The sequence below is a fragment of the Rhizobium sp. AB2/73 genome, from assembly GCF_020871915.1.
Taxonomy (GTDB): Bacteria; Pseudomonadota; Alphaproteobacteria; order Rhizobiales; family Rhizobiaceae; genus Rhizobium; species Rhizobium dioscoreae.
The window spans coordinates 96,116-118,602 of sequence record NZ_CP067072.1 but is presented as its reverse complement, the minus strand read 5'-3'; the positions used below and the strand labels follow the sequence as shown (position 1 = coordinate 118,602).

Below are 22,487 nucleotides of genomic sequence, written 5' to 3'. Positions count from 1 at the left end.
CCGCAACACCGCATACTGTCGAGGATGCGGCTTTTTGAAGCAGGGACCTTATTGTCACGCAACCGGTCGGAATTCGGGCAATCCTCTCACGATTCGGGTTCCTGCCATCACTTAATCGTCAACTGTGCGACGACATCATGAAGATCGCCTTTTATGCTCCCTTGAAGGCTCCCGCCCATCCGGTCCCATCCGGCGACCGGCTGATGGCGCGCCAGATCATCGCAGCATTGAATATGGCGGGACATCAGGTCGAAGTCGCGTCCGAACTGCGCAGCTTCACGCCCACTCCGGAAGCCGACCCACGCGCGGAGATCGCCCGGCAGGCAAAAAATGAGACAGAGCGACTGCTGGAGCAATGGCGCGATACGCCGCCGCCCGATCTGTGGTTCACCTATCATCCCTACTACAAGACACCCGATCTTATCGGTCCACCCGTCGCCAGGACGCTGGGCATTCCCTATGTGACGGCCGAGGCCTCCTACTCCCGCCGTCATGACGAGACCGGCTGGAGCGAGAACCAGCGCCTTATCGCCGATGCGGTAAGGTTTGCCGCCGTCAATCTGTGCTTTACCGAGCGGGACCGGCTTGGTTTGCTCGATGCGATCCCCGATGGCCGCTACGAGCGCTTCCTGCCTTTCATCGATACCGCACCCTTCGCCCGCTCGTCCTCCGATCCGCGACGGCTGATTACAGTGGCAATGCTGCGGAAGGGCGAAAAGTTTGACAGCTACGCCATGCTGGCGGGTGCGCTCGATCTTATCCGCGATCAGGATTGGATCCTGACCATCATTGGTGACGGACCGATGCGGGCCGAGGCAAGGTCGTTGTTTTCCACATTCGGCGAAAGCCGCATCATCTGGCGCGGAGAGCGCTCCACCCCAGAAATCGCGCAAGAACTGGCGGCCGCCGGGCTTTATGTCTGGCCCGGCTGCAACGAAGCCTATGGCCTCGCCTATCTGGAGGCGCAGGCGGCGGGCCTGCCCGTCGTCGCGCAGGCAACGGCCGGCGTGCCGGAGGTGGTGATGGCGGACAAGACAGGACTTCTAACACCAGAGGGCGATATCGAGGCCTATGCCAGTGCCATCGCTCGACTTTTGAACGATCAGAACCTGCGGCAGACCATGGCAGACGCAGCCTATGACTTCGTGCATCAGGAGCGCTCGCTGACCGCCGCAGCGCAGCGGTTGGAAACCATTCTTCGAAACCATTTGGGAGACACCTATTATGAGCGATAGAGCCGATTGGCAGCCGCTGCGTGACGAGCTGCGGCGATGGAGTGAGACGGGACGGAAGGTAAAATTCTGGTTCCGCGACGACGACGCCATCGAGCCGACCCCTGCCCTCGACAGGCTTCTGTCGCTTGCCAATCGTTTCGACGTGCCGATGGCTCTGGCGATCATTCCGGGACCGACGGGCGAGGCACTCGCCGAACGTCTGACGCGGGAAAGCCACATCACCGCCACGGTGCACGGCTGGACGCATCAAAACTATGCTCCTGACGAAACCAAAAAGCAGGAGCTCGGTCTGCATCGGCCGCAGTCGATCGTGCTCGAGGAGCTGCACCGCGGCTTCGATAAGCTGAAGACCCTTTACCCACAACAGTTCGTGCCGCTGTTGGTCCCGCCGTGGAACCGGATCGATGAAGCGCTGTTGCCACATCTCGCCCCCTTCGGCTATCGCGCCGTCTCCGTTTTCGGATTGGCAAAACAGGCCCCCATCGGCTTGATCAACACGCATATCGACATCATGAGATGGCATGGCGTACGTGGCGGTTTACCACATGCCGAAGTGATCGGACGTCTCGTGGAAGAACTCCGGATCCGTTTCGACGGCCACGACGAACCGATCGGGGTAATGACGCACCATCTCGCCCATGACGATCTCGCCTGGAATTTCGTCGAGGCGCTGTTTGAGGAGACGGCCGACCATGCCGCCATCGAATGGCGGCCGGTCGGCGACTTCGTGCATTAGTCGTTCTGCTACGCGCCGAGTTCCTGGGCGAGTCCGATTAGAAGTCCTTCAGGTCCGCGGATATAGCAGAGGCGATACACGTCGCCATACTGGACAACTTCGCCGACGAGCTGCGCGCCCCGCGCGCGAAGCCTTTCAAGCGTGTCATCGATGTCGTCGACGGCGAACATGACCCGGAGGTAGCCGAAGGCGTTGACCGGGTCATTTCGGTGATCCGCGACGACGGCCGGAGCAAGGAAACGGGAGAGCTCGAGCCGGCTGTGACCGTCCGGCGTGCGCATCATGGCAATTTCGACGCGCTGGTGGCCCAGGCCGGTGATACGCCCGGCCCACTCTCCTTCAATCGTGGTCTGCCCTTCGAGCTCGAGGCCGAGTTCGCGAAAAAAATCAATCGCCCCTGCTAGGTCTTCGACGACGATTCCAACATTGTCCATTCGCTTGACGGCCATATCTTCTACCTCCCGAAAGCCGTTACAGTCACAGCGGTGCTACTCCGTATAGCAACGGAAACTCCAGCCAAACCACCTCTCAGAGCTGCAGCGACTGCCCGTCAAAGGCGAAGAACGCTTCGGGGAAGCTCTTCTGGGCATCGCGCTGCATGTCATCCAGTTCCCGGTCCGTGCGGCCGGGCGCATGATGGAACATGGCAAGCCGCTTGGCGCCGGCCTTCTTGGCGAGCTTGATGCCTTCCTGCCATGTGGAATGGCCAAAGCCCAGATATTTCTGCATCTCCGTTTCGAGATAGGTCGCATCGTAGATGGCAAGGTCGGCATCGGCCATCAGCTCGAGCGCGGCCTCATCGAGTTTGCCTGCCATATGCTCTGTATCATAGACCATGGCGATTACCCGGCCCGCCCATTCGATGCGATAACCGATACAGCCGCCAGGATGGTTCAGCCTTGTCGTATGGATGACGATACCCGGATGCGGCTTCAACGTATCGCCGGCGGCGAAATCGCGGAAATTCATCGTCGCCCGACAGATGTCCGGTTCGACGGGAAACCATGGCGGCCGCATGAACTGGCCGATCAGCTGCCGCGTCGTCGTCTTGCCGGCCAGATGGCCCGACCAGAGATCGACGCTGACGCGCGGATCGTATATCGCGTTGAAGAAAGGCAGGCCGATGATGTGATCGTAGTGGGAGTGGGTGAAGAAGAGATCGATGTTGCGGACCTCCTCCTTGGCAAGGGATGCGGCCGCTTCGCGCAAACCGGTCCCTGCGTCGAACAAGATATGCCTGCCGTCATGCCGTAACTCAATGCACGACGTGTTACCGCCGTACCGCTCAAATTCCGGTCCCGATACAGGGATGCTCCCCCGCACGCCCCAAAATTTCAGCTCAAAACTATCGTTGTTCATGGAAGTTTTTACACCATTCCCCTTTCGGTCAAAAAAAGCACACTTTTGCTATCGTGCGAAGCCAGCAATTTCTAAAAGTCGTGCAGTGGTAAAAACTGGATCTCATCGGTCGGCCGACACAGATCGTTAGGCAGATTGTCGCCAACGGATCGCACAGACCTAATATAGGTATGAAATGGCAGAATAGATAAGAGGGGGGAATTTGCGTGTGATGCCGACGATCCAAATCAAAGTAGCACGCAATGAAATGCGAATCTTGGGAAGAGCCAAGAAGATTTGGGAGAAACTTGCACGCCTTTTATCTTACAGCGTGGCGGCCGACCGTGCCGCCTGTTCGTAATAACCGGACAACGCCCTGAGGTGCGAAGCGATATCGGAGAGATCGTCTTGCGAGAGACCCGATACTTTCGTTGCCTCAACCAATAGCCGCTCGCGAATTTCGGTATAGCGCTTCAGCGCGTCCAGGCCCTTGTCGGTCACCCGGATGGTCTTTTCCTTGCCGGCCTTACCGCTCTTGACGAGGCCTGCCGCCTCGAGCTTCTTGATGGCATAATTGGCGACATGCGTGTCCTCGATGTCGAGCACGAGGCAGAGATCGGCAAGCGTCTTCGGCCGATCGCGATGCCGCACGGAATGGATGATCAGGATCTCGATCGGCGAAAGGCCAGGCACGCCCGCCGCCGCCATACAGCGCACCAGCCAACGATTGAAGGCATGGGAAAAGAGGATCGACCCGTATTCCAGCTCCGACAAGGCCGGCGAGCTGCCGCCGGCAAGATGGGCCGATGATACGATCAATTCGCGTCGTTTGCTCTTTTCCTCGGACGTCACCTGAAAACTCCTTCGAACCGGATCAAGGCCCAGCAGATTCGACGGGCCGAGCGATCAAGGCCGCTCGACCCGGCATTACATTGCTATTCGTCCCGTTTTCCGTAGCCGCCGCCGGTAGGTGTGACGACCGTAAAGGCTTCGCCAGCTTCGAGGACGGTATGGGCCGACCCGATCAGCTCTTCAATCCTGCCATCGTTGCGGCGGACATAATTGCGGCCGGTCTGGCCCGCTTCGCCGCCCTTCACACCGAAGGGGGCCACGCGCCTGTGGCCCGACAGGATCGCGAATTCCAGCTTCTCACGTGTGCGGATGGTGCGCTGCGTGCCGTTGCCGGAGTTCCATTTGCCGCGCCCGCCCGAACTCGGACGAATGTGGAAATCCTCCAGCACGACGGGGAAACGCGTCTCAAGGATTTCGGGATCGGTGAGGCGCGAGTTGGTCATATGCGTATGCACAGCATCGGCGCCGTTGAAGCCCGGTCCAGCCGGCGCCCCTGAGCAGATCGTCTCGTAATACTGATAGGCATCGTTGCCGAAGGTCAGATTGTTCATCGTACCTTGAGCAGCGGCAAGCGCCTCGACCGCACCGAACAAGCAGTTGGTCACGGCCTGGCTGACCTCGACATTGCCGGCAACAACAGCAGCCGGATATTTCGGCGTCAGCATCGTTCCCTCGGGGATGATGATCCTGATCGGCCGGAGGCAGCCGGCATTCATCGGAATATCCGCCTCGACGAGAACGCGGAAGACATAGAGCACGGCAGCGCGTGTGACTGGCTGCGGCGCATTGAAATTGTCGGGGCGCTGCGCCGATGTGCCGGTGAAATCGACCGTCGCCTCGCGCTTGTCCTTATCGATCGAAATCTTGACGACGATCTTGCAGCCCTGATCCATCTCATAGCTGAATTCGCCGTCCGACAGACGATCGAGGACACGCCGCACGCTTTCCGCCGCATTGTCCTGAACGTGGCCCATATAGGCATCGACGACGTCTTCACCGAAGAGCGCTATCATCTTCTTCAGTTCGGCGACACCCTTTTCATTGGCGGCGACCTGGGCCTTGAGATCGTTGATATTCTGCGCCAGCGTGCGCACCGGATAGCGGGCGCCTGTCAGCAGCTTGGTAAGCTCCGCTTCACAGAAGCGGCCGCGATCGAGCAGCTTGAAATTGTCGATATAGACGCCTTCTTCCTCGATATGGGTGGCGAGCGGCGACATGGAGCCTGGCGAAATACCGCCGATATCGGCGTGATGGCCGCGGCTGGCGACCCAGAAGCGGATTTTCTGACCGGCATCGTCGAAGACAGGGGTGCAGACGGTGAGGTCAGGCAGATGCGTGCCGCCGTTATAGGGCGCGTTGATGAGGAATACATCGCCCGGATGAATGACGGCATTTTCGCGGATCGCAGTCGCGACGGAGGCATCCATGGAGCCGAGATGAACCGGCATATGCGGCGCGTTGGCGACCAGGTTGCCCTCGGCATCGAAGACGGCGCAGGAGAAATCCAGCCGCTCCTTGATGTTGACCGAATAGGCCGTGTTCTGCAGCGTCATGCCCATCTGCTCTGCGATCGACATGAAGAGATTGTTGAAGATCTCCAGCATGACGGGATCGGCCTTGGTGCCGATGGCATTGCGCTCCGGCAGCGCCTTGATGCGCCTGAGAACGATATGATCCTTTGTGGTCAGCTGCGCCTGCCATCCATCCTCGATGACGATCGTCTGGTTCGGCTCGATGATGATGGCCGGACCGGTGACGGTCTGGCCCGGCTTGATCGCCTCACGCAGGACGACGGCCGCATCGTGACTTTCGCCGTTCGAGTAGAAGGAGGTGCGCCTTGCAGCCTGCGCCTCACCCTCGGCCGCAGCTTCGAGCTCGACCGCTATATCGGCAGCAGCACCGCCGATCGTTTCAATTTCGACGGCTTCCACGACCAGAGGCTTGTCCTCGGCAACGAAACCGAAGCGGCGCTTGTGCAGCGTCTCGAATTGGCTGCGCAGCCGCGCGGAAGTGTCGATTTCCGGGAAGGTCGTCTCGACCGCCAGCAAGGTATCGGTGCCGGCATAGCGGATATGGGCGCGCTGGACCGTCTTGATGTCGCCCGTTGCAACTCCCTGGGCTTCCAGCTCGGGCACGCATTCGCCGCGCAATTCGCTACCGAGTGCTGCAATCGCGGTGGGTGCGGCATCATCGAGGGAAACGCCGAGCGCCTTCTGGCGCGTTGCGCGGATATCGGCAAGGCCCATGCCATAGGCGGACAGAAGGCCGGACATCGGATGCAGAAGTATGCTCTTCATGCCGAGCGCGTCGGCAACCAGGCAGGCATGCTGCCCGCCGGCGCCGCCGAAGCAGTTGAGCGCATAACGCGTCACGTCATAGCCGCGCTGCACCGAGATTTTCTTGATCGCCTCGACCATATTGGCAACCGCGATACGGATAAAGCCGTCGGCAACGTCTTCCGGGCTTCGCCCACCGCCAATTTCGGCTGCAAGGGACCCGAACTTGGCGCGCACCGTTTCGACATCGAGCGGCTGGTCCTGATTGGGTCCGAAGATGGAGGGAAAGAATTCCGGCAGCAGCTTGCCGGCCATGACATTGGCGTCGGTGACGGCCAGCGGGCCGCCATTGCGATAGCAGGCCGGCCCCGGAAAGGCGCCGGCGGAATCCGGCCCAACACGGAAGCGATCGCCATCGAAATGCAGGATCGAACCGCCACCGGCGGCCACGGTATGGATCAGCATCATCGGCGCACGGACGCGGACGCCGGCCACTTCCGTCTCGAAGGCGCGTTCATATTCGCCGTCGAAATGCGCCACATCCGTCGAGGTGCCGCCCATGTCGAAGCCGATGACATTGGCAAAGCCGGCCTGCTCACCGGTCTTCGCAAGGCCGACCACGCCGCCAGCCGGGCCGGAGAGGATCGCATCCTTGCCCTGAAACATGTCTGCGGCCGTCAATCCGCCCGACGACATCATGAACATGACGCGTGCGCCCGTGCGCTCGACATCGAGCTCATCGCAAACCTGGCGGATATAGCGGCCGAGCACCGGCGAGAGATATGCGTCGATGACAGCCGTATCGCCGCGGCCGACGAGCTTGATCAGCGGCGAAACCTCATGGCTGACCGAGACTTGCTCGAAGCCGATCGACCTTGCGATCCTTGCAACGGCGGCCTCATGCGCCGGGAACTTGTAGGCATGCATGAAGACGATGGCGACGGAGCGATAACCTTTGGCGAGAAGGTCACGCAGCGCCATTTCGGCGGCCTTTTCGTCCAGAGCCAGTTCGACGGTGCCGTCGGCAAGCACGCGCTCTTCGAACTCGACGACATCTTCATAGAGCGCTTCCGGTTTGACGATCTCGGTCGCGAAGATCTTCTTGCGTTCCTGGTAGCCGATGCGCAGCGCGTCACGGAAACCCTTTGTCGTTACCAGAGCTAGGCGTTCGCCCTTGCGCTCGAGTAGCGCATTGGTGGCGACCGTCGTGCCCATGCGGACCTCGCCGATCGCACCCTCGGGAATAGACTCTCCCTTGGCGAGACCGAGATGCAGGCGGATGCCATGAACGGCGGCATCACGATAGGCTTCGGGGTTTTCAGATAAGACCTTGCGGGCGTGAAGAGCGCCAGACGGATCGCGCCCGACCACGTCGGTAAACGTACCGCCGCGGTCGATCCAGAAATCCCAACGACCCGAAATATTCTCCGACAAACCCGCCTCCAGCAGCACGACGCCAACAACGATGATAATATATCGATAAATCGTCAACGTTTTATCGTCAACATGAATCGATATCGATCTCAGTAACGATTTTCGTCATCATAACGCTTGCGGCGAACCCGACCTAATCCTCGAAGCGGCTCGTTGCCTCGCGATCGTGATCATATCGCCTCGCGAGCGGAAACGATGGCAACCAGGATTCGCGGCGAACGGTCCAGAGTTCGTAGGTCGGCTTCAACTGATCGGGAGCATCGAGAGATCCGAGGTTCACTTCGATTTCGTCTGCGCTCCGCGAGAAAACAGATGAGCCGCAGTGAGGGCAGAAAAATCGGCCGGCATAGTCGCGTGTTTCGCCCTCGATCTTGACCGTATCCTCGGGAAAGATCGCGGAGGCATGAAAAAGCGCTCCGTGATGCTTGCGGCAGTCGAGACAATGACAAATGCCGACCCGATAGGGGCGCCCCGAGGCGACGATCCGTACCTTGCCGCACAGGCATCCGCCGGTAAATCGGTCCATCTTGCACCTCCTGAAAACAAGTCGGCGAATTGTCTACGACAAACGAAACAGCCGCCGCAACCGCAGGCGGCTCGTGAAAGCATGGCGTTTCATGATAAGGCCGCGCTCCATCGGAGCACAGTCGGAAGTGGATGCGTTAATGCAATCCACCAACGCCGAGCAGGCGTTCAACCGCGTGATGATCTGCGGCCAGCGCCTCGGGCGCCCCTTTCCAGGCAAGCCGGCCGCGCTCCAGAATGATGACATCGCTGGCAAAATCCAATGCGCTCTGGATGCGCTGCTCGACCAGCAGGATCGTCATGTCGCCCGCCTTGGCGAGCTTGGTAAAGGCCGCCATCAACTCCTCGCAGATGACGGGGGCAAGCCCCTCCAGCGGTTCGTCCAGTAGCAGGACGGTCGGTTTGCCGAGGATGGTACGGGCCGTCGACAGCATCTGTTGCTCGCCGCCTGAAAGCTGGCCGCCCAAATTGCGGCGACGCTCCTGCAGGCGCGGAAACATCTCATAGGCTTCCTGCAGGGCGCTCTTCGGCCGTCCCTTCAGCCCGACGGAAAGATTTTCCTCCACCGTCAACGTCGGAAAGACGTCGCGCGTCTGCGGTACATAGCCGAGACCCTGATGGGCCCGCCTGGCGCTCGGCAGGCCGGCAATATCCGCCGAGCCCAGCCGGATGTGGCCATCATAGCGCCGGGTCTGCCCGGCCAACGTGGCAAGCAGCGTGCTTTTGCCCATGCCGTTGCGGCCGAGAACGGCAAGCCGGCCGCCGGCCGGCACGGAAAAGGAAACACCTTCCAGCACCCGTGTCGGACCATAGCCAGCCGACAGGTTTTCGACTTCAAGCGGCGTGGCCGGCATTGGCGTAGCTCCCCAGATAGGCTTCGCGCACCCGCGCATCCTGCGTTACATCTTTCGGCGACCCGTCGAATATGATCGTGCCGGCCGCGAGCACCACCACGCGCTTGGCGAAGCGGAAGACGAGGTCCATGTCATGTTCGATCATCAGCACGGCGAGATCGGCAGGCAGATCGGCCAAGGCCTGCTCGATGCGGCCGGTATCGCTCTGCGGCACGCCGGCGGCGGGCTCGTCGAGCAGAAGTACCTTCGGCTTTAAGGCCATGGCAACGGCAATTTCCAATAGCCGCTGCTGGCCGTAGGCGATCTCGCTGACCTTGCGATGCGCGAGAGCTGTGAGGCCGAGCGTGCCGAGCAGTTCCGCCGTCTCAGCCATGACATCTTGCATGGCAAGAAAATTGCCGAACATGCGACCGGAACGGCCGGTCCGTTGCAGCACCGCCATGCCGACATGCTCGGCCGGCGTCATATCCTGAAACAGCCTAGTCACCTGGAACGAACGCACCAGCCCGCGCCTCACCCGGCCGATGGCATCGACCTTGTTGACGTTCTGACCGGCAATGCGGACCTCGCCGGAATCCGCCTGCAGATTGCCTGTTACGAGATTGACGAAGCTGGTCTTGCCGGCGCCGTTCGGGCCAATGAGAGCGACGCGGTCGCCCGGCGCCATCGACAGGCTGACATTGTTCGTCACCGTCAGCCCGCCGAACGCCTTCTTCAGATTGTTGACCTCGAAAATTGCGCTCATGCCCGCGCCTCCCGGTAGCGAGCCACATAGGCAGCTGCCGTGCCGTAGATGCCCTTGGGCGCGAAGAGAACGACGAGGATGAGAAGAGCGCCGACGATCGTCAGCCAGTGGAAGGGATTGGCGGCGGAGACGTAATCCTCGAACAGCATGAAGATCAGTGTACCGACAAGGGCGCCGAACAGCGAGCCGGTGCCGCCGAGCACGAGCATGACCAGCGCCTCGGCCGATTGTGTGAAGGAGAGACTGTCGAGACCGACGACCTGCGTCGAGATCGCATTCAGCGCACCGCCGATGCCGGCAACAGCACCGGAAATGACATACATCTTGATGAGAGCTACCTTCGGCGACGCGCCCATGGCGCGGATGCGCAAGGGATTCTGCCGGATACCGCGGCAGAGCATACCAAAGGGCGAACGCACGAGAAAGCGCAAAAGCACGAGCACGATCAGCAGCAGTGCCACACCATAGAAGTAGGCCGTGTGTCCATAGAGATCGAATTCGAAAACACCAAACAGCGGATCAGCTGAAATACCCGACAGGCCGTCGCTGCCGCCCGTCCAGCTCGACGCCTTGTTGGCGAATTCGTGGAAGAGATAGATCAGCGCGATCGACAGCACGAGCTGCGGCAGGCCATGAGCTCTCAAAATGACGATGGAGCAAATCAACCCGGCAGCTGCGCCGCCGGCGATGCCGGCAAACGTCATCAGCAAGGGATCGTTGATGCCGTAATGGGCTGACGCGATGCCGGCCGCATAGGCGCCGGCGCCGAACAATGCCGCATGGCCTAGAGTCGCCACGCCGCAATAGCCGGTGACAAGATCGAGCGAGAGAACGAGAAGCGCAATCGCGATCAGGCGCGTCAGGAGGGCAAGGTTGTCTGGAAACAGCAGGTAGCCGGCGGCAGCCAGCAGGGCGATGACCGCCACCGCGATGAAATCCTGTCCAAGTGTACGATGTCTGGTCACGAGCGGAGCGGCCTCTCTTTCAAACGTCAAAGCCATGTTACTTCATTCTCCCGGCAAAGCCGCGCGGGAAGACGCAGACAATGGCAATGACGGCCAGATAGAAGAAGAATTCCCCATATTCCGGCATGAGATAGCGGCCGGTCGTATCGATGCAGCCAAGAATGAGACAGGCAAGCAGCGCGCCGGAAATTGAGCCCGCGCCGCCGACCGAAACGACAACCAAGAAGGTCACCATGTAGCGCAGGGCATAATAGGGTTCGACCGGCAGGAGCTCGGCACCCACGACACCACCGAAGGCGGCAAGCCCGACGGCAATGGCGAAGCTGACCGCATAGACGATTTCCGTCCTGACGCCGAGAGCAGCCGCCATCGCGGCATTATCGACGGAAGCGCGCAGCTTCACGCCGAAGGAGGTCTTCTCGATCGTGTACCACAAGGCCAGTGCGACGATGAGGCCGCAGGTGATCGCGAAGATACGATGGGTGCCGATGGTACGGAAGCCGAGATCGACCGAACCTTGGAGGCTGCCAGGCAGCGGTATGGTCTTCAGGGTGGGACCGAAGACATAGTTGGCAATGCCGATGATGCAGAAGGTGATACCGATCGTCATCAGCACCTGCGTCAATTCTGGCGCACCATAGATGCGTCGATAGAGCAGCCGTTCGATAGGGATGGAGATAATGACCGTGCCCACCACAGCCAGCAATACGGCTGCGCCATAACCTAGACCAAGATCGCGCGTGGCATAGGAGGCGATATAGCCGCCGATCATGGCAAAGGCGCCATGAGCGAGATTGACGACGCGCATCAGCCCCATGGTGACGGAAAGGCCGATGGAGATGACGAACAGCACCATGCCGTAAGCGAGGGCATCGACTGCTATGCTGAGCACGGTTTGCATTGATATTGCTGGTCCGGTTTGTTGTTGCGCCACCGCCGTCATCCCCTGAACGGAATCTTCCGATCAGGGGATCAGGTACTGGAGCGCTTACTTCGCAGCGGCAAGGCCGGGATCGCCCTGCTTCTCGAAGGTCTGGATTTCCTTGTTGTAATATTTGCCGTCATCGCCCTTGGCGACCTCGCGCAGATAGATGTTCTGCGTGATATGCCGGCTTTCCGGATCGATGGTGACGGGGCCGCGTGGGCTGGCCCAGGACAGGCCTTTCACGGCATCGACCGCCTTCTGCGCATCCTGCTTGCCGCCGGTCGCCTCAATCATCTTATAGATGACATGCATGCCGTCGAAGGCACCCACGGCCGGGAAGGTCAGCTCGGCCGGATTGCCAATCGCCTTGTCGGCGGCGGCGACGAAAGCCTTGTTTTCGGGCGAGTCATGCGAAATCGCATAGTGGAAGGTCGTCTGCATGCCAAGAGCGGCATCGCCAAGCGCCGGTAGATCCGACTCCTGTGTCAGGTCGCCCGGCGCAAACAGCTTGATACCGGCTGCCTTCAGGCCATTTTCATTATAGGCCTTGACGAAGCCGAGCGTCGTCGGCCCGGAGGGCAGGAAGGCGAAGACGCCCTGCGCGCCGGAATCCTTGATGCGCTGCATGATCGGGCTGAAGTCATTGGTCGACAGCGGCATACGGATCGCCTGCACCACTTCGCCACCCTGCTTTTCGAAGCCAGCCTTGAAAGCGTTTTCGGCATCGACGCCCGGACCGTAGTCGCTGACGACGGAGATGACCTTCTTCACGCCGGCATCATAGGCAACCTTGGCGATCGGCGTCGAGGTCTGCCAGGTGGTAAAGGACGTGCGCACGACAAGCGGGCTCTTTGTGACGATGGCCGAAGTGGCAGCATTGAAGATCACCATCGGCACATTGGCCTGCTTGAGGATCGGCGTCACGGCCATCGCATCCGGGGTAAAGTAGAAGCCGGCGAGATACTGGACCTTCTCCTTGACGACGAGCTCCTGGGCGAGCGACTTCGATTGGGCGGGATCGGCCGCCGGCAAATCGCGATAGATCACCTCCACCTCGTCATTGCCGACCTTCTTGCCATTGACAGCCATATAGGCGTCGATGCCGGCCTTGAAATTCTTGCCCTGCAGCGCGAACGGGCCGGAAAACGGACCGATGACGCCGACCTTGATGGTATCGGCATGAGCAGCGCTGCCAAGAGCAACGGCCGTAAGGGCGGCCAAGACAAACCGTTTCATTTTCTCTCCTCCCGGCAGCCGTTCCTTATGCCGCCCTTGATCATTCAAATTCTGATCATCGCCAATTTCTCATGAGAAATGGTGATGTAAAATGAAATAAAACCTTGCTTCCATACCGATTCAGTTATGAATGGCGAATATCCTACTCGGCCGTCGTTCCCAAGCGCTTGATCGAACCGACCAGTTGCAACGCGTGGCGCAACGAAGCTGCCGTTGCCACCACCATAGGCGGCAATAGCAGCCATTCCAATGTCCAGGCGGCGCCAGAGCGCTCCTGCTCATGCACGAGTGATTGATGAATGCCCGAAAGCTGGACGGCATTGAAGCGGGCAAGCGTGACCAGCGTTTCGGCCGCGACCGGGTTCTGCTTGTGTGGCATGGCCGAGGAACCGCCGCCGCCGGCAAGCTCGATCTCGTCGCCCGCCTGTGCCAAAAGTGCCACGTCCTGGCCGATCTTGCCGAGGCTACCTGAGATCATGGACAAGAGCCCGGCAAGCTCGGCAATGCGCGCTCTCTGGCTTTGCCATTGCGGCTCGTCCGTGAGACCAAGCGCTTGCGCCAGCGAGCTCCGGATTTCCGCCGCTTTCGGCCCGAATTTTTCCAGCGTACCGGCCGCACCGCCGAATTGCAGCGGAAAAGTCTCCTGCGTCAGCCGGTCGCGATATTGATCGAGCGGATGGCGCCATGCCCGCAGCCGGTCGGACACGGTGATCGCGATCGCAGCCTGCATCCGGGTGCGGCCCATCAGCCGGTTCGATCCGAAACGCTCATCCAGCTTGGTGAGCGCGGACGATACTGCGAAAAGACGGTTGCTTAGGATGAAAACCGCCGCCTTCAGCCGCAGCATCAGGCTGGTGTCGATGACATCCTGGCTGGTGGCGCCGAAATGGACATGTTTGCCGACATCCTCTGCGACCGCCTTGCGCAGCTGCCGAACAAGATCGGGCACGACGACGCCATCCGATGCCGTTGCACTCATCAGGCTTTGTAGATCGGGTTCGAAATCCGCGCAGACCTTAGCGATATGCGCAGTCACCTCCTGCGGGATCAGCCCATGCTGGGCCTCGACCTCGGCAAGTGCCGCTTCGAAAGAGAGCATGGCGCGGATATCGGCCTTGGCTGAAAAATACGCCGCAATCTCCTCGTCACCGAGAAGGCCTGACAGAAAGGGATGATCGAAGGGAGAAACGCTCATGGCCTATATATCGAGGAAAACCGTCTCTTTGTCGCCCTGCAAATGGATGTCGAAGGTGTAGACGGAGCCTTCCTTCGCGGCAATCAGCGTTGCGAGGCGATCCCTGTGTTCGATGCGCGCGAGCAACGGGTCCTCGGCGTTGGCAGCGGCCTCTTCGGGGAAGTACATGCGCGTGTGCAGGCCGATGTTGATACCGCGTGCGACGATCCATACGGTGATGTGCGGCGCCATCTTGCGGCCGTCCTTAAAGGGAAGGCGGCCGGGCTTGATGGTCTCGAAACGGAAAACGCCTTCGGTCGAATTGGTCGGACAACGCCCCCAGCCGGTAAAGTTCGGATCGGCCGTGCCGCGCAGCTCCGAGGGGCTGTTATAAAGCCCGGCGCTATCGGCCTGCCAGATCTCGAGGACGGCATCCTTGACCGGCGCCCCCGCGCCATCGATCACCTTGCCCGTCACCGTTATGCGCTCGCCGAGCGTCTTGTCGTTCACCATGACGGAGCCGAGGTCGGTTTCGTAAACACCGCCGATCTCGCTGTAATTCGGCGTCAGGCCGATATGGACGTAAGGCCCTGCCGTCTGCGACGGCGTTTCCTTGAGATAGCCGAGATCCTGTACCATCAATTGCCCTCCAGCCGGTTTTCGAACAGGGTCGACCGGCGACCGCGCAGCACGATATCGAATTTATAGGCGCGGGCATCCATCGGGATCGTGTTGCCCCAGTCGAGCGGCGCAATCAGCTGCTCGATCGCCCGTTTATCGGGGATCGTGCCGACGATCGGACATTTCCAGATCATCGGATCGCCCTCGAAATACATCTGCGTGATCAGCCGCTGCGCAAAGCCATGGCCGAAGACGGAGAAGTGGATATGCGCCGGACGCCAGTCGTTGACGCCGTTCGGCCAGGGATAGGCGCCGGGGCGGATCGTGCGGAAGGCATAACGCCCTTCATCATCGGTGATGGCGCGGCCGCAGCCGCCGAAATTCGGATCGATGGCCGCGAGATAGGTTTCCTTCTTATGGCGGTAACGGCCGCCGGCATTGGCCTGCCAGAATTCGAGCAGGACGCCCGGCACCGGCTGGCCGCGCTCGTCGAGCACGCGACCGTGCACGATGATCCGCTCGCCGATAGCGCTCTCGCCCGGCTTGGCGAAATTATGGATCAGATCGTTATCGAGCTCGTTCAATATGGAATGGCCGAAGACCGGTCCGGTAATTTCGGAGATGGTGCCGTCGAGCGACAGCAGCGCGCGCTGCGGCGAGCGCAGGACGGACGTCTTGTAGCCGGGTGCAAAGGCCGGCGGATGCCAGGCGCGGTCTCTCGCGAAAAAGGCGCCCGTCTCGGGCTTGCTGTTGCTTCTATCGGACATGTCTGCCTCGCTTCATGCCGCCTGTTCGGCGTCCATCTGTTCGAAAACCTGCTTGGCGATCTTGATCGCGTGGTTTGCCGCCGGCACGCCGGCATAGATCGCCACATGCAGAAGCGCCTCGCAAATATCGTCGCGCGTCGCGCCGGTGTTGCGCGTGGCGCGCACATGCATGGCCACCTCGTCATCCTGGCCGAGTGCCGCCAGCAGCGCGATCGTCACGATGGAGCGCTCGCGACGGCTGAGCGTCGGGCGCGACCAGACATGCCCCCAGGCCGCTTCGGTGATCAGCTCCTGGAAGGGCTGGTCGAAATCGGTCACGGTCTGCTGGGCGCGATCGACATGGGCGTCGCCGAGCACAGCGCGGCGCGTTGCCATGCCCTGCAGATAGCGCTCGGACGGCATGGTGGGGTCATTCATCAGGCTTGCTCTCCACGCAGGACGACATCGATGAAGGCACGGATGACTTCGGTCAACGCCTCGGGTTGTTCGACGCAGGGGATGTGGCCCGCGTCCTTGATCACTTCATAACGCGCATTCGGAATGAGCTTTGCCGTCGAAAGCACCAGCTCCGGCGGCGTCGAACCGTCCTGATCGCCGACGATGCAGATGGTCGGCACGGCGATCTTTGTCGCGGCTTCGGTCAGATCGGCATCGCGAAGAGCCGCGCAGGTGGCGGCATAGCCTGCGACGGGCTGGCGGATCAGCATGTTGCAATAGCCGGCATAGGCGATGTTTTCCGGACGACGGAAGGCGGGCGTGAACCAGCGCTCCATGATGGCATCGACGATGGATTCGATGCCTTCGGCCTCTACCTGAGCGATGCGGGCATTCCAGCTGTCGGCCGTACCGATCTTGTGGGCGGTGTCGCAGAGGATCAGCGCCCGCACCAGATCCGGCCGCCGCTGATAGAGCGACTGCGCGACCAGCCCCCCGACCGACAGGCCGCAAATGATGGCATTCTTGACCGAGAGGAAATCGAGCAGGCCGGCGAGGTCGGTCGCATGGTCCTCAATGGTATAGGGCATCTGGCCGAGATCGGAGAGACCATGGCCGCGCTTGTCGTAAAGCACGATGGCGAAATCGCCGGCGAGCCGCACGATCACATCCCGCCAGATCCGGAAATCGGTGCCGAGCGAATTGGCAAAGACAAGAACCGGCTTGTCGGCGGGGCCGCCAATGATCTGGTAATGGATCGTGACGTCGTTGATGCGGGCAAACTGCACTGGAAATCTCCTCTGTTGCGAGATTGGATGTATAATCTGGTTAGGTAAAATGATATTTCTTTGCTCTACGATAACTCAGGGGTTATGAGTTGGCATGCTCGACGCACGCATAAAGTTCCGCCATCTGCAGACCTTTGTCGAGGTTGCGCGCCAGAAAAGCGTGATCAAGGCGGCTGGCCTGCTGAATATCAGCCAGCCGGCGGTGACAAAGACGATCCGCGAGTTGGAAGAAGCGCTTGGCGTCGCCGTCTTCGAGCGCGACGGGCGCGGCATCCGCATCACCCGCTATGGCGAAGTCTTTCTGCGCCATGCCGGTGCCGCGTTGACAGCACTCCGACAAGGGCTGGATTCCGTCTCGCAGGAGCGCTCCGGCGAAGCGCCGCCGATCCGCGTCGGCGCATTGCCGACGGTTTCGACGCGGATCATGCCACGGGCAATGGACCTGTTCCTCAAGGAAGAGACCTGGAGCCGCATCAAGATCGTGACAGGCGAAAACGCGGTCCTTCTGGAGCAGTTGCGCGTCGGCGATCTCGATCTGGTCGTCGGCCGATTGGCGAGCCCCGACAAGATGACCGGCTTTTCCTTCGAGCACCTCTATTCCGAACAGGTCGTCTTTGCTGTCCGGGCCGGCCATCCACTTCTGTCCGAAAGGCAGTCGCTGTTTTCCGATCTCAATCGCTACACGATCCTGATGCCGACGCGCGGCTCGATCATCCGGCCTTTCGTCGAAAGCTTTCTGATCGCCAACGGCGCAGGCGGACTACCCAACCAAATCGAAACCGTCTCCGACTCCTTCGGCCGCGCGTTCGTGCGCTCGAGCGACGCCATCTGGATCATCTCGGCCGGAGTCGTTGCCGGCGATGTCGAGGATGGACTATTAGCACTTCTGCCGATCGATACCAGCGAAACGAAGGGACCGGTCGGATTGACCATGCGCACTGACGCCATCCCCACCCTTCCCTTGTCGATCCTGATGCAGACCATCCGGGAAGCGGCAAACGAGGTCGCCAAGAAGCTTTAGATCTCGTCTAGAACGGCAGGCCGACATAGTTCTCGGCGAGCGCGGTCGAGGCGGCACGCGAATGGGTGAGATAGTCGAGTTCGGCTTCCTGGATCTTCTGGTCGAAATCATTTGTATCGGGAAAGCGATGCATCATCGTCGTCATCCACCAGGAAAAGCGCACCGCCTTCCAGACCCGGGCAAGCGCGCGGGCGGAATAGGCTTCCAGTCCGGCGTTCGAGCGGTCCTGATAATGCTCGGCGAGACCCGAAAACAGGTAATGCACGTCGCTTGCCGCCAGATTCAGGCCCTTGGCGCCGGTCGGCGGCACGATATGCGCGGCATCGCCGACGAGGAAAAGGCGGCCGAAACGCATGGGTTCAGCCACGAAGGAGCGTAGCGGCGCGATCGATTTCTCGAAGGATGGCGCCGTCACCAGCGCCTCGGCATGATGGGCCGGCAGCCGACGGCGCAGCTCATCCCAGAAGCGGTCGTCGCTCCAGTCCTCGACCTTCTCGTCAAGGGGACACTGAATGTAATAGCGGCTGCGCGTCATCGATCGCATCGAGCATAGCGCAAATCCGCGCGGATGGTTGGCATAGATCAGCTCATGATTGACGGGCGTCACTTCCGCCAGAACGCCAAGCCAGCCGAAGGGATAGACCTTCTCGAAACTGCGGATCGCCTTTTCCGGAACCGATTTGCGGCTGACGCCGTGAAAACCGTCGCAGCCGGCAATGAAATCGCAATCGATGCGATGGGAAACGCCGTCTCTCTCATAGGTCAGATAGGGCATATCGCCATCGAAACCGTGCGGCTGGACGTTGGCAGCGCTGTATATGGTTGGAGCGCCACATTCCTCGCGGCGGGCCATCAGGTCGCGGGTCATCTCCGTCTGGCCGTAGATCACAACCCGCTTGCCGCCCGTGAGACCATGAAGATCGATGCGATGATCGCGGCCGTCGAAGGCAAGCGAGAAGCCGTCATGCGGCAAGCCCTCGGCATGCAGCCGCGCGCTGGATTTCGCCTGATCCAGCAATCGGACGGTGCCTTCCTCCAGCACGCCGGCGCGGACGCGGCCGAGAATATAATCCTTGCCGACCCGATCGAGAATGATGTTATCGATGCCGGCCTCCGTCAGCAGCTGGCCGAGCAAAAGCCCGGACGGCCCCGAACCGATAATGGCGACTTGAGTGCGCATCGTCTCCTCCCATGCCTATTTCTTGCCTCAAGTCTCTTCGGCGCGAGGCACGTCCGCAATGGACATTTCGGTCATGAAATTGCACAAATCGAACATGGCGAGAGAGGAGTGCCATGACGAAGACCGTACCGACCTATGAGCTCTATGGCGAAAATACCGGCCGAAAGCCGGATTTCTGGCTGCATTGCGAGACAATTCCCTCCCGCAGCAGCCTTCATCATTGGGAGATTCGCCCGCATCGGCATGAGAGCTTTTTCCAGATCTTGTACATACACGCCGGATCCGGCGATGCCATCTTTGACGGAACTCCCCATGCCATAACGCCACCCGCCGTCATTACGGTGCCGCCACACCTCAATCACGGTTTCCGCTTTTCGCGAGATATTGACGGCTTCGTCATCACGGTGCTGATCTCGCATCTGAAGGCATCCCCTGGCGATCGCAGCCGGCTGGGCACATGGCTTGCAGATCCGCATCTGACCTTGCTCGACACCCGCGATGAAGACGCAGCCCACGTCGCCAGCACACTGAGACGCCTGGGAGAGGAATTTGCGAGCCACCGCAACGGCCGCAACGATCTGCTGGATGCCTATCTGACCTCGGCCTTGCTGCTGACGGCCCGCATCGCCCAGAAAGCTGATGAGGAATCCAATCCGGGCGACGAGAGCGAGCGCCGCATGGAGATGCTGCAGGGCCTCGTCCAGCGTCACTTCCGTTCGCATAAGCCGGCCGCCTTCTATGCCGAAAGCCTCGGCATCTCGCCGGCCCATCTCAGCCGCATCGTGCGTGGCAGAACCGGGCACGGCGCGCATGAGCTGATCACGCGCAAGCTGCTGGATGAGGCCAAGCGCGAGCTGGTCTTCACCTTCGCGACCGTTCAGGAAATCAGCTATCGCCTCGGCTTTGCCGATCCCGCCTATTTCTCCCGCTTCTTCGTCAAGCAGACTGGCCAGACGCCGCGCGCTTGGCGGATCGAGGAGAGGGAGAGGCTGGGAATGTGATGGTTACGGCAGCACCAGCCGAAGCGCCTTTTGCGTTTCCTTCAGCAGTGGCAGAAAGCGATCCGCCATGTCGGAAGCCGCGACATAAGCAGCCGGAGCACCGATATTGATCGCTGCCACGGTCTGGCCGCGATCGTTTTCGACCGGCACGGCAATCGAGCAAAGGCCGATTTCCAGTTCCTGATCGATGACGGCATAGCCCTGCTCCCTCACTCGGCGGAACTCCGCCATCAGTTCCTCAGGATCGGTCTTTGTATTCGGCGTGTTCGCCTTGAGGTCGCTCCGCTCGAGCACCGCACGCGCCTGGCTTTCCGGCAAGGCGGCGAGCAGGACGCGGCCCATCGAGGCGCAGAAGGCCGGAAGCCGGCTGCCTGGCGTCAGGTTGATCGACATCACCCGGCGCTGCGAGGCGCGGGCGATGTAGACGACCTCCGTGCCGTCGAGCACCGAGGCTGACGCATTCTGCCCGGCGCGCTCGGCAAGCTGATCGAGATGGGGCTGGATGATGGTCGGCAGCGGCGTCGCGGCCAGATAGGCGTGGCCGAGCCTCAGGATCTTCGGCGTCAGCGTGAAGAATTTGCCGTCATAAGTGGCATAGCCGAGTTCGGAGAGCGTCAGCAGCGAACGGCGCACGGTGGCGCGATCGAGCCCTGTCAGCTTCGACGCTTCGGCGATCGTCAGGCGCTGCTGCGTCTCGCCGAAGGCTTCGATCACTTTCAAACCCTTGGCAAAGCCGCCGACGAAATCCGTTTCGCGCATCTTAGATTCTCAATTTCGACAGTTAGTTTGTGCGATATATGAACAAATGTCAAATATCGCACAAAATGATTGCCGTCGAGCTCGTGCTGTTTTATTCGAAGGAAGAGGACGGGGCGCCTTGGTCCGCCCGCATTGGCAAGTGGGAGTTTGCGCATGGATAAGACAATTGCGAGCACGGCGGCTGCCGTCTCCGAGATCGGAGATGGTGCGACGGTCATGATCGGCGGCTTTGGCGGCTCCGGTGCGCCGATCGAACTCATTCATGCGCTGATCGACAAAGGCCCGAAGAACCTGACCGTCATCAACAACAATGCCGGCAACGGGCGTATCGGCATCGCTGCGATGATCGATGCCGGCATGGTCAGGAAGATGATCTGCTCCTTCCCGCGTTCATCCGATCCACGCGCCTTCACCGACCGCTATCTAGCCGGCGAAATAGAGCTGGAGCTGGTGCCTCAGGGGACGCTCGCCGAACGCATCCGCGCCGGCGGCGCCGGCATTCCGGCTTTCTACACACCGACCGCCTATGGCACCGAACTCGCCAACGGCAAGGTCATCGCCGAATTCGACGGCCGCCACTATGTTCAGGAGCGCTGGCTCAAGGCCGATTTCGCCATCGTCAAGGCTGAAGTCGGGGATGTGCAGGGCAATCTCATCTACAACAAGGCCGGCCGCAATTTTAATCCGCTGATGTGCATGGCCGCGGCCAAGACGATCGCACAGGTCTCGAAAATCGTTGCCGCCGGCGAGCTCGATCCCGAACACATCGTTACCCCCGGGATCTTCGTCAACGGCGTCGTTGAGGTCGCCGATCCGCAGCAGGAAGAAAATCTCATTCGAGCCGGAGTGGCCTACGTATGACCACCGACACACGCGAAGACATCAAGCTCTCCAACGCCCAGATCGCCTGGCGCGCGGCGCAGGATATCGAAGATGGCGCCTATGTTAACCTCGGCATCGGTTTTCCGGAAATGGTCGCTCGCTACCAGCCTCCTGGCCGCCAGGCGATCTTCCACACCGAAAACGGCATCCTGAATTTCGGCGAGCCGCCGGCGGAAGGCGAGGAAGATTGGGATCTGATCAACGCCGGCAAGAAGGCCGTCACGCTGAAACCAGGCGCCTCCTTTTTCCACCACGCCGATAGCTTCGCCATGGTGCGCGGCGGCCATCTGGATGTCGCGATCCTCGGCGCCTATCAAGTGGCGCAGAATGGCGATCTCGCCAATTGGCGCGTCGGCTCCAAGGGCGTGCCAGCCGTCGGCGGAGCCATGGATCTGGTCCATGGCGCCAAGCAGGTCTTCGTCATCACCGAACATGTGACCAAGGACGGCAAGCCGAAACTGGTGGAGGCCTGCACCTTTCCGCTGACCGGTGTCGGCTGCATCACCCGCATCTATACGAGCCATGCGGTCATCGACATTGGCAAGCAAGGTTTCGTCGTGCGCGAAAAACTCGCTGCCATGACGATGAACGAGCTGCAAGCGATGACCGGTGCGCCCCTGCATACAGACGGCGCGGTTGCCGACCTGATCGTGCCGACGCTCTAAAGCGCGTTGCGATCTTTCAGATTCGCGCGCAATGCTTTAAGCTTATAATATTTCGCATGCCGTTGTCGCAAAT

General features: G+C 60.6%; 23 protein-coding genes. 6 read left to right on the top strand and 17 right to left on the bottom strand.

The genetic code is table 11. The features are described from left to right. The first annotated feature begins 137 nt into the window (after window positions 1-137). Entirely contained in the window at window positions 138-1,235 is a 1,098-nt protein-coding gene (locus I8E17_RS20255; protein WP_069610288.1) for a glycosyltransferase family 4 protein, read from the top strand. After that, window positions 1,225-1,971 (top strand): polysaccharide deacetylase family protein, encoded by a 747-nt coding sequence (locus tag I8E17_RS20250; protein WP_069610287.1) that lies wholly within the window; start codon window positions 1,225-1,227, stop codon window positions 1,969-1,971. The genes I8E17_RS20255 and I8E17_RS20250 overlap by 11 nt, the downstream gene beginning before the upstream one ends. Before the next feature lie 8 nt (window positions 1,972-1,979). On the opposite strand, the gene I8E17_RS20245 is transcribed toward I8E17_RS20250, so the two are convergent. From I8E17_RS20245 to pcaD, 15 genes are all read right to left on the bottom strand, one after another. Next, entirely contained in the window at window positions 1,980-2,420 is a 441-nt protein-coding gene (locus tag I8E17_RS20245; RefSeq protein ID WP_069610286.1) for a VOC family protein, read from the bottom strand. Between the two features lie 79 nt (window positions 2,421-2,499). Beyond that, window positions 2,500-3,330 carry an MBL fold metallo-hydrolase gene (locus I8E17_RS20240; protein WP_069610285.1) on the bottom strand — a complete coding sequence of 277 codons (831 nt, stop codon included), beginning with the start codon at window positions 3,328-3,330 and terminating at the stop codon, window positions 2,500-2,502. A 303-nt stretch (window positions 3,331-3,633) separates the two neighbouring features. Further along, window positions 3,634-4,161, bottom strand: coding sequence for a winged helix DNA-binding protein (locus I8E17_RS20235; RefSeq protein WP_069610284.1), 528 nt, complete (start codon window positions 4,159-4,161; stop codon window positions 3,634-3,636). 83 nt (window positions 4,162-4,244) lie between these two features. Then, a complete protein-coding gene (locus tag I8E17_RS20230) occupies window positions 4,245-7,871 on the bottom strand; it encodes a hydantoinase B/oxoprolinase family protein (RefSeq protein ID WP_219511667.1) in 3,627 nt (1,208 codons plus the stop codon). Between the two features lie 133 nt (window positions 7,872-8,004). Next, complete coding sequence (locus I8E17_RS20225) at window positions 8,005-8,397, bottom strand: GFA family protein (RefSeq protein WP_069610283.1); 393 nt, start codon at window positions 8,395-8,397, stop codon at window positions 8,005-8,007. Between the two features lie 136 nt (window positions 8,398-8,533). Beyond that, window positions 8,534-9,250 (bottom strand): ABC transporter ATP-binding protein, encoded by a 717-nt coding sequence (locus I8E17_RS20220; RefSeq protein WP_113366213.1) that lies wholly within the window; start codon window positions 9,248-9,250, stop codon window positions 8,534-8,536. Beyond that, entirely contained in the window at window positions 9,231-9,995 is a 765-nt protein-coding gene (locus I8E17_RS20215; RefSeq protein ID WP_069610281.1) for an ABC transporter ATP-binding protein, read from the bottom strand. Before I8E17_RS20215 ends, I8E17_RS20220 begins: the two co-directional genes overlap by 20 nt. Further along, the gene (locus tag I8E17_RS20210; protein ID WP_219511643.1) at window positions 9,992-10,996 is read right to left on the bottom strand and encodes a branched-chain amino acid ABC transporter permease; all 1,005 of its coding nucleotides are present in this window, start codon (window positions 10,994-10,996) and stop codon (window positions 9,992-9,994) included. The genes I8E17_RS20215 and I8E17_RS20210 overlap by 4 nt, the downstream gene beginning before the upstream one ends. Before the next feature lies 1 nt (window position 10,997). After that, the gene (locus I8E17_RS20205; RefSeq protein WP_069610279.1) at window positions 10,998-11,861 is read right to left on the bottom strand and encodes a branched-chain amino acid ABC transporter permease; all 864 of its coding nucleotides are present in this window, start codon (window positions 11,859-11,861) and stop codon (window positions 10,998-11,000) included. An 87-nt stretch (window positions 11,862-11,948) separates the two neighbouring features. Beyond that, window positions 11,949-13,121, bottom strand: coding sequence for an ABC transporter substrate-binding protein (locus I8E17_RS20200; RefSeq protein ID WP_069610278.1), 1,173 nt, complete (start codon window positions 13,119-13,121; stop codon window positions 11,949-11,951). Between the two features lie 142 nt (window positions 13,122-13,263). Continuing rightward, a complete protein-coding gene (locus I8E17_RS20195) occupies window positions 13,264-14,316 on the bottom strand; it encodes a 3-carboxy-cis,cis-muconate cycloisomerase (protein ID WP_069610277.1) in 1,053 nt (350 codons plus the stop codon). A gap of 3 nt (window positions 14,317-14,319) precedes the next feature. After that, window positions 14,320-14,934 (bottom strand): protocatechuate 3,4-dioxygenase subunit alpha, encoded by a 615-nt coding sequence (gene pcaG / locus I8E17_RS20190; RefSeq protein WP_069610276.1) that lies wholly within the window; start codon window positions 14,932-14,934, stop codon window positions 14,320-14,322. After that, entirely contained in the window at window positions 14,934-15,683 is a 750-nt protein-coding gene (pcaH, locus tag I8E17_RS20185; protein ID WP_069610275.1) for a protocatechuate 3,4-dioxygenase subunit beta, read from the bottom strand. Before pcaH ends, pcaG begins: the two co-directional genes overlap by 1 nt. A 12-nt stretch (window positions 15,684-15,695) precedes the next feature. Next, the gene (gene pcaC / locus I8E17_RS20180; RefSeq protein ID WP_069610274.1) at window positions 15,696-16,100 is read right to left on the bottom strand and encodes a 4-carboxymuconolactone decarboxylase; all 405 of its coding nucleotides are present in this window, start codon (window positions 16,098-16,100) and stop codon (window positions 15,696-15,698) included. Further along, on the bottom strand, window positions 16,100-16,906 hold the full coding sequence (pcaD, locus tag I8E17_RS20175; RefSeq protein WP_069610273.1) for a 3-oxoadipate enol-lactonase: 807 nt from the start codon (window positions 16,904-16,906) through the stop codon (window positions 16,100-16,102). The genes pcaC and pcaD overlap by 1 nt, the downstream gene beginning before the upstream one ends. A 94-nt stretch (window positions 16,907-17,000) precedes the next feature. On the opposite strand from pcaD, the gene pcaQ reads away from it, so the two are divergent. Continuing rightward, complete coding sequence (gene pcaQ, locus I8E17_RS20170) at window positions 17,001-17,927, top strand: pca operon transcription factor PcaQ (protein ID WP_069610272.1); 927 nt, start codon at window positions 17,001-17,003, stop codon at window positions 17,925-17,927. Between the two features lie 7 nt (window positions 17,928-17,934). Here the strand turns inward: pcaQ and pobA are convergent, their stop codons facing one another. Beyond that, window positions 17,935-19,107 (bottom strand): 4-hydroxybenzoate 3-monooxygenase, encoded by a 1,173-nt coding sequence (gene pobA, locus I8E17_RS20165; protein WP_069610271.1) that lies wholly within the window; start codon window positions 19,105-19,107, stop codon window positions 17,935-17,937. Window positions 19,108-19,220: 113 nt separating this feature from the next. Between pobA and I8E17_RS20160 the strand changes: the two genes are divergently transcribed. Continuing rightward, on the top strand, window positions 19,221-20,108 hold the full coding sequence (locus I8E17_RS20160; RefSeq protein ID WP_069610270.1) for a helix-turn-helix domain-containing protein: 888 nt from the start codon (window positions 19,221-19,223) through the stop codon (window positions 20,106-20,108). Window positions 20,109-20,111: 3 nt separating this feature from the next. Here I8E17_RS20160 and I8E17_RS20155 read toward each other — a convergent pair whose 3' ends face one another. Then, entirely contained in the window at window positions 20,112-20,867 is a 756-nt protein-coding gene (locus tag I8E17_RS20155) for an IclR family transcriptional regulator (RefSeq protein ID WP_069610269.1), read from the bottom strand. A gap of 153 nt (window positions 20,868-21,020) precedes the next feature. Here I8E17_RS20155 and I8E17_RS20150 point away from each other — a divergent pair, with 153 nt between their 5' ends. Together I8E17_RS20150 and I8E17_RS20145 are read left to right on the top strand one after the other, a co-directional pair. Then, window positions 21,021-21,728, top strand: coding sequence for a 3-oxoacid CoA-transferase subunit A (locus I8E17_RS20150; protein ID WP_069610268.1), 708 nt, complete (start codon window positions 21,021-21,023; stop codon window positions 21,726-21,728). Further along, entirely contained in the window at window positions 21,725-22,414 is a 690-nt protein-coding gene (locus I8E17_RS20145) for a CoA transferase subunit B (protein WP_069610267.1), read from the top strand. Before I8E17_RS20150 ends, I8E17_RS20145 begins: the two co-directional genes overlap by 4 nt. The last annotated feature ends 73 nt before the right edge of the window (window positions 22,415-22,487 follow it).

Coding starts and splice junctions, on each gene's coding strand:
- I8E17_RS20255 (WP_069610288.1), top strand. CDS start 138: ATGAAGATCGCCTTTTATGCTCCCTTGAAGGCTCCCGCCCATCCGGTC.
- I8E17_RS20250 (WP_069610287.1), top strand. CDS start 1,225: ATGAGCGATAGAGCCGATTGGCAGCCGCTGCGTGACGAGCTGCGGCGA.
- I8E17_RS20245 (WP_069610286.1), bottom strand. CDS start 2,420: ATGGCCGTCAAGCGAATGGACAATGTTGGAATCGTCGTCGAAGACCTA.
- I8E17_RS20240 (WP_069610285.1), bottom strand. CDS start 3,330: ATGAACAACGATAGTTTTGAGCTGAAATTTTGGGGCGTGCGGGGGAGC.
- I8E17_RS20225 (WP_069610283.1), bottom strand. CDS start 8,397: ATGGACCGATTTACCGGCGGATGCCTGTGCGGCAAGGTACGGATCGTC.
- I8E17_RS20220 (WP_113366213.1), bottom strand. CDS start 9,250: ATGCCGGCCACGCCGCTTGAAGTCGAAAACCTGTCGGCTGGCTATGGT.
- I8E17_RS20215 (WP_069610281.1), bottom strand. CDS start 9,995: ATGAGCGCAATTTTCGAGGTCAACAATCTGAAGAAGGCGTTCGGCGGG.
- I8E17_RS20210 (WP_219511643.1), bottom strand. CDS start 10,996: ATGGCTTTGACGTTTGAAAGAGAGGCCGCTCCGCTCGTGACCAGACAT.
- I8E17_RS20205 (WP_069610279.1), bottom strand. CDS start 11,861: ATGCAAACCGTGCTCAGCATAGCAGTCGATGCCCTCGCTTACGGCATG.
- I8E17_RS20200 (WP_069610278.1), bottom strand. CDS start 13,121: ATGAAACGGTTTGTCTTGGCCGCCCTTACGGCCGTTGCTCTTGGCAGC.
- I8E17_RS20195 (WP_069610277.1), bottom strand. CDS start 14,316: ATGAGCGTTTCTCCCTTCGATCATCCCTTTCTGTCAGGCCTTCTCGGT.
- pcaG (WP_069610276.1), bottom strand. CDS start 14,934: ATGGTACAGGATCTCGGCTATCTCAAGGAAACGCCGTCGCAGACGGCA.
- pcaH (WP_069610275.1), bottom strand. CDS start 15,683: ATGTCCGATAGAAGCAACAGCAAGCCCGAGACGGGCGCCTTTTTCGCG.
- pcaC (WP_069610274.1), bottom strand. CDS start 16,100: ATGAATGACCCCACCATGCCGTCCGAGCGCTATCTGCAGGGCATGGCA.
- pcaQ (WP_069610272.1), top strand. CDS start 17,001: ATGCTCGACGCACGCATAAAGTTCCGCCATCTGCAGACCTTTGTCGAG.
- pobA (WP_069610271.1), bottom strand. CDS start 19,107: ATGCGCACTCAAGTCGCCATTATCGGTTCGGGGCCGTCCGGGCTTTTG.
- I8E17_RS20160 (WP_069610270.1), top strand. CDS start 19,221: ATGACGAAGACCGTACCGACCTATGAGCTCTATGGCGAAAATACCGGC.
- I8E17_RS20155 (WP_069610269.1), bottom strand. CDS start 20,867: ATGCGCGAAACGGATTTCGTCGGCGGCTTTGCCAAGGGTTTGAAAGTG.
- I8E17_RS20150 (WP_069610268.1), top strand. CDS start 21,021: ATGGATAAGACAATTGCGAGCACGGCGGCTGCCGTCTCCGAGATCGGA.
- I8E17_RS20145 (WP_069610267.1), top strand. CDS start 21,725: ATGACCACCGACACACGCGAAGACATCAAGCTCTCCAACGCCCAGATC.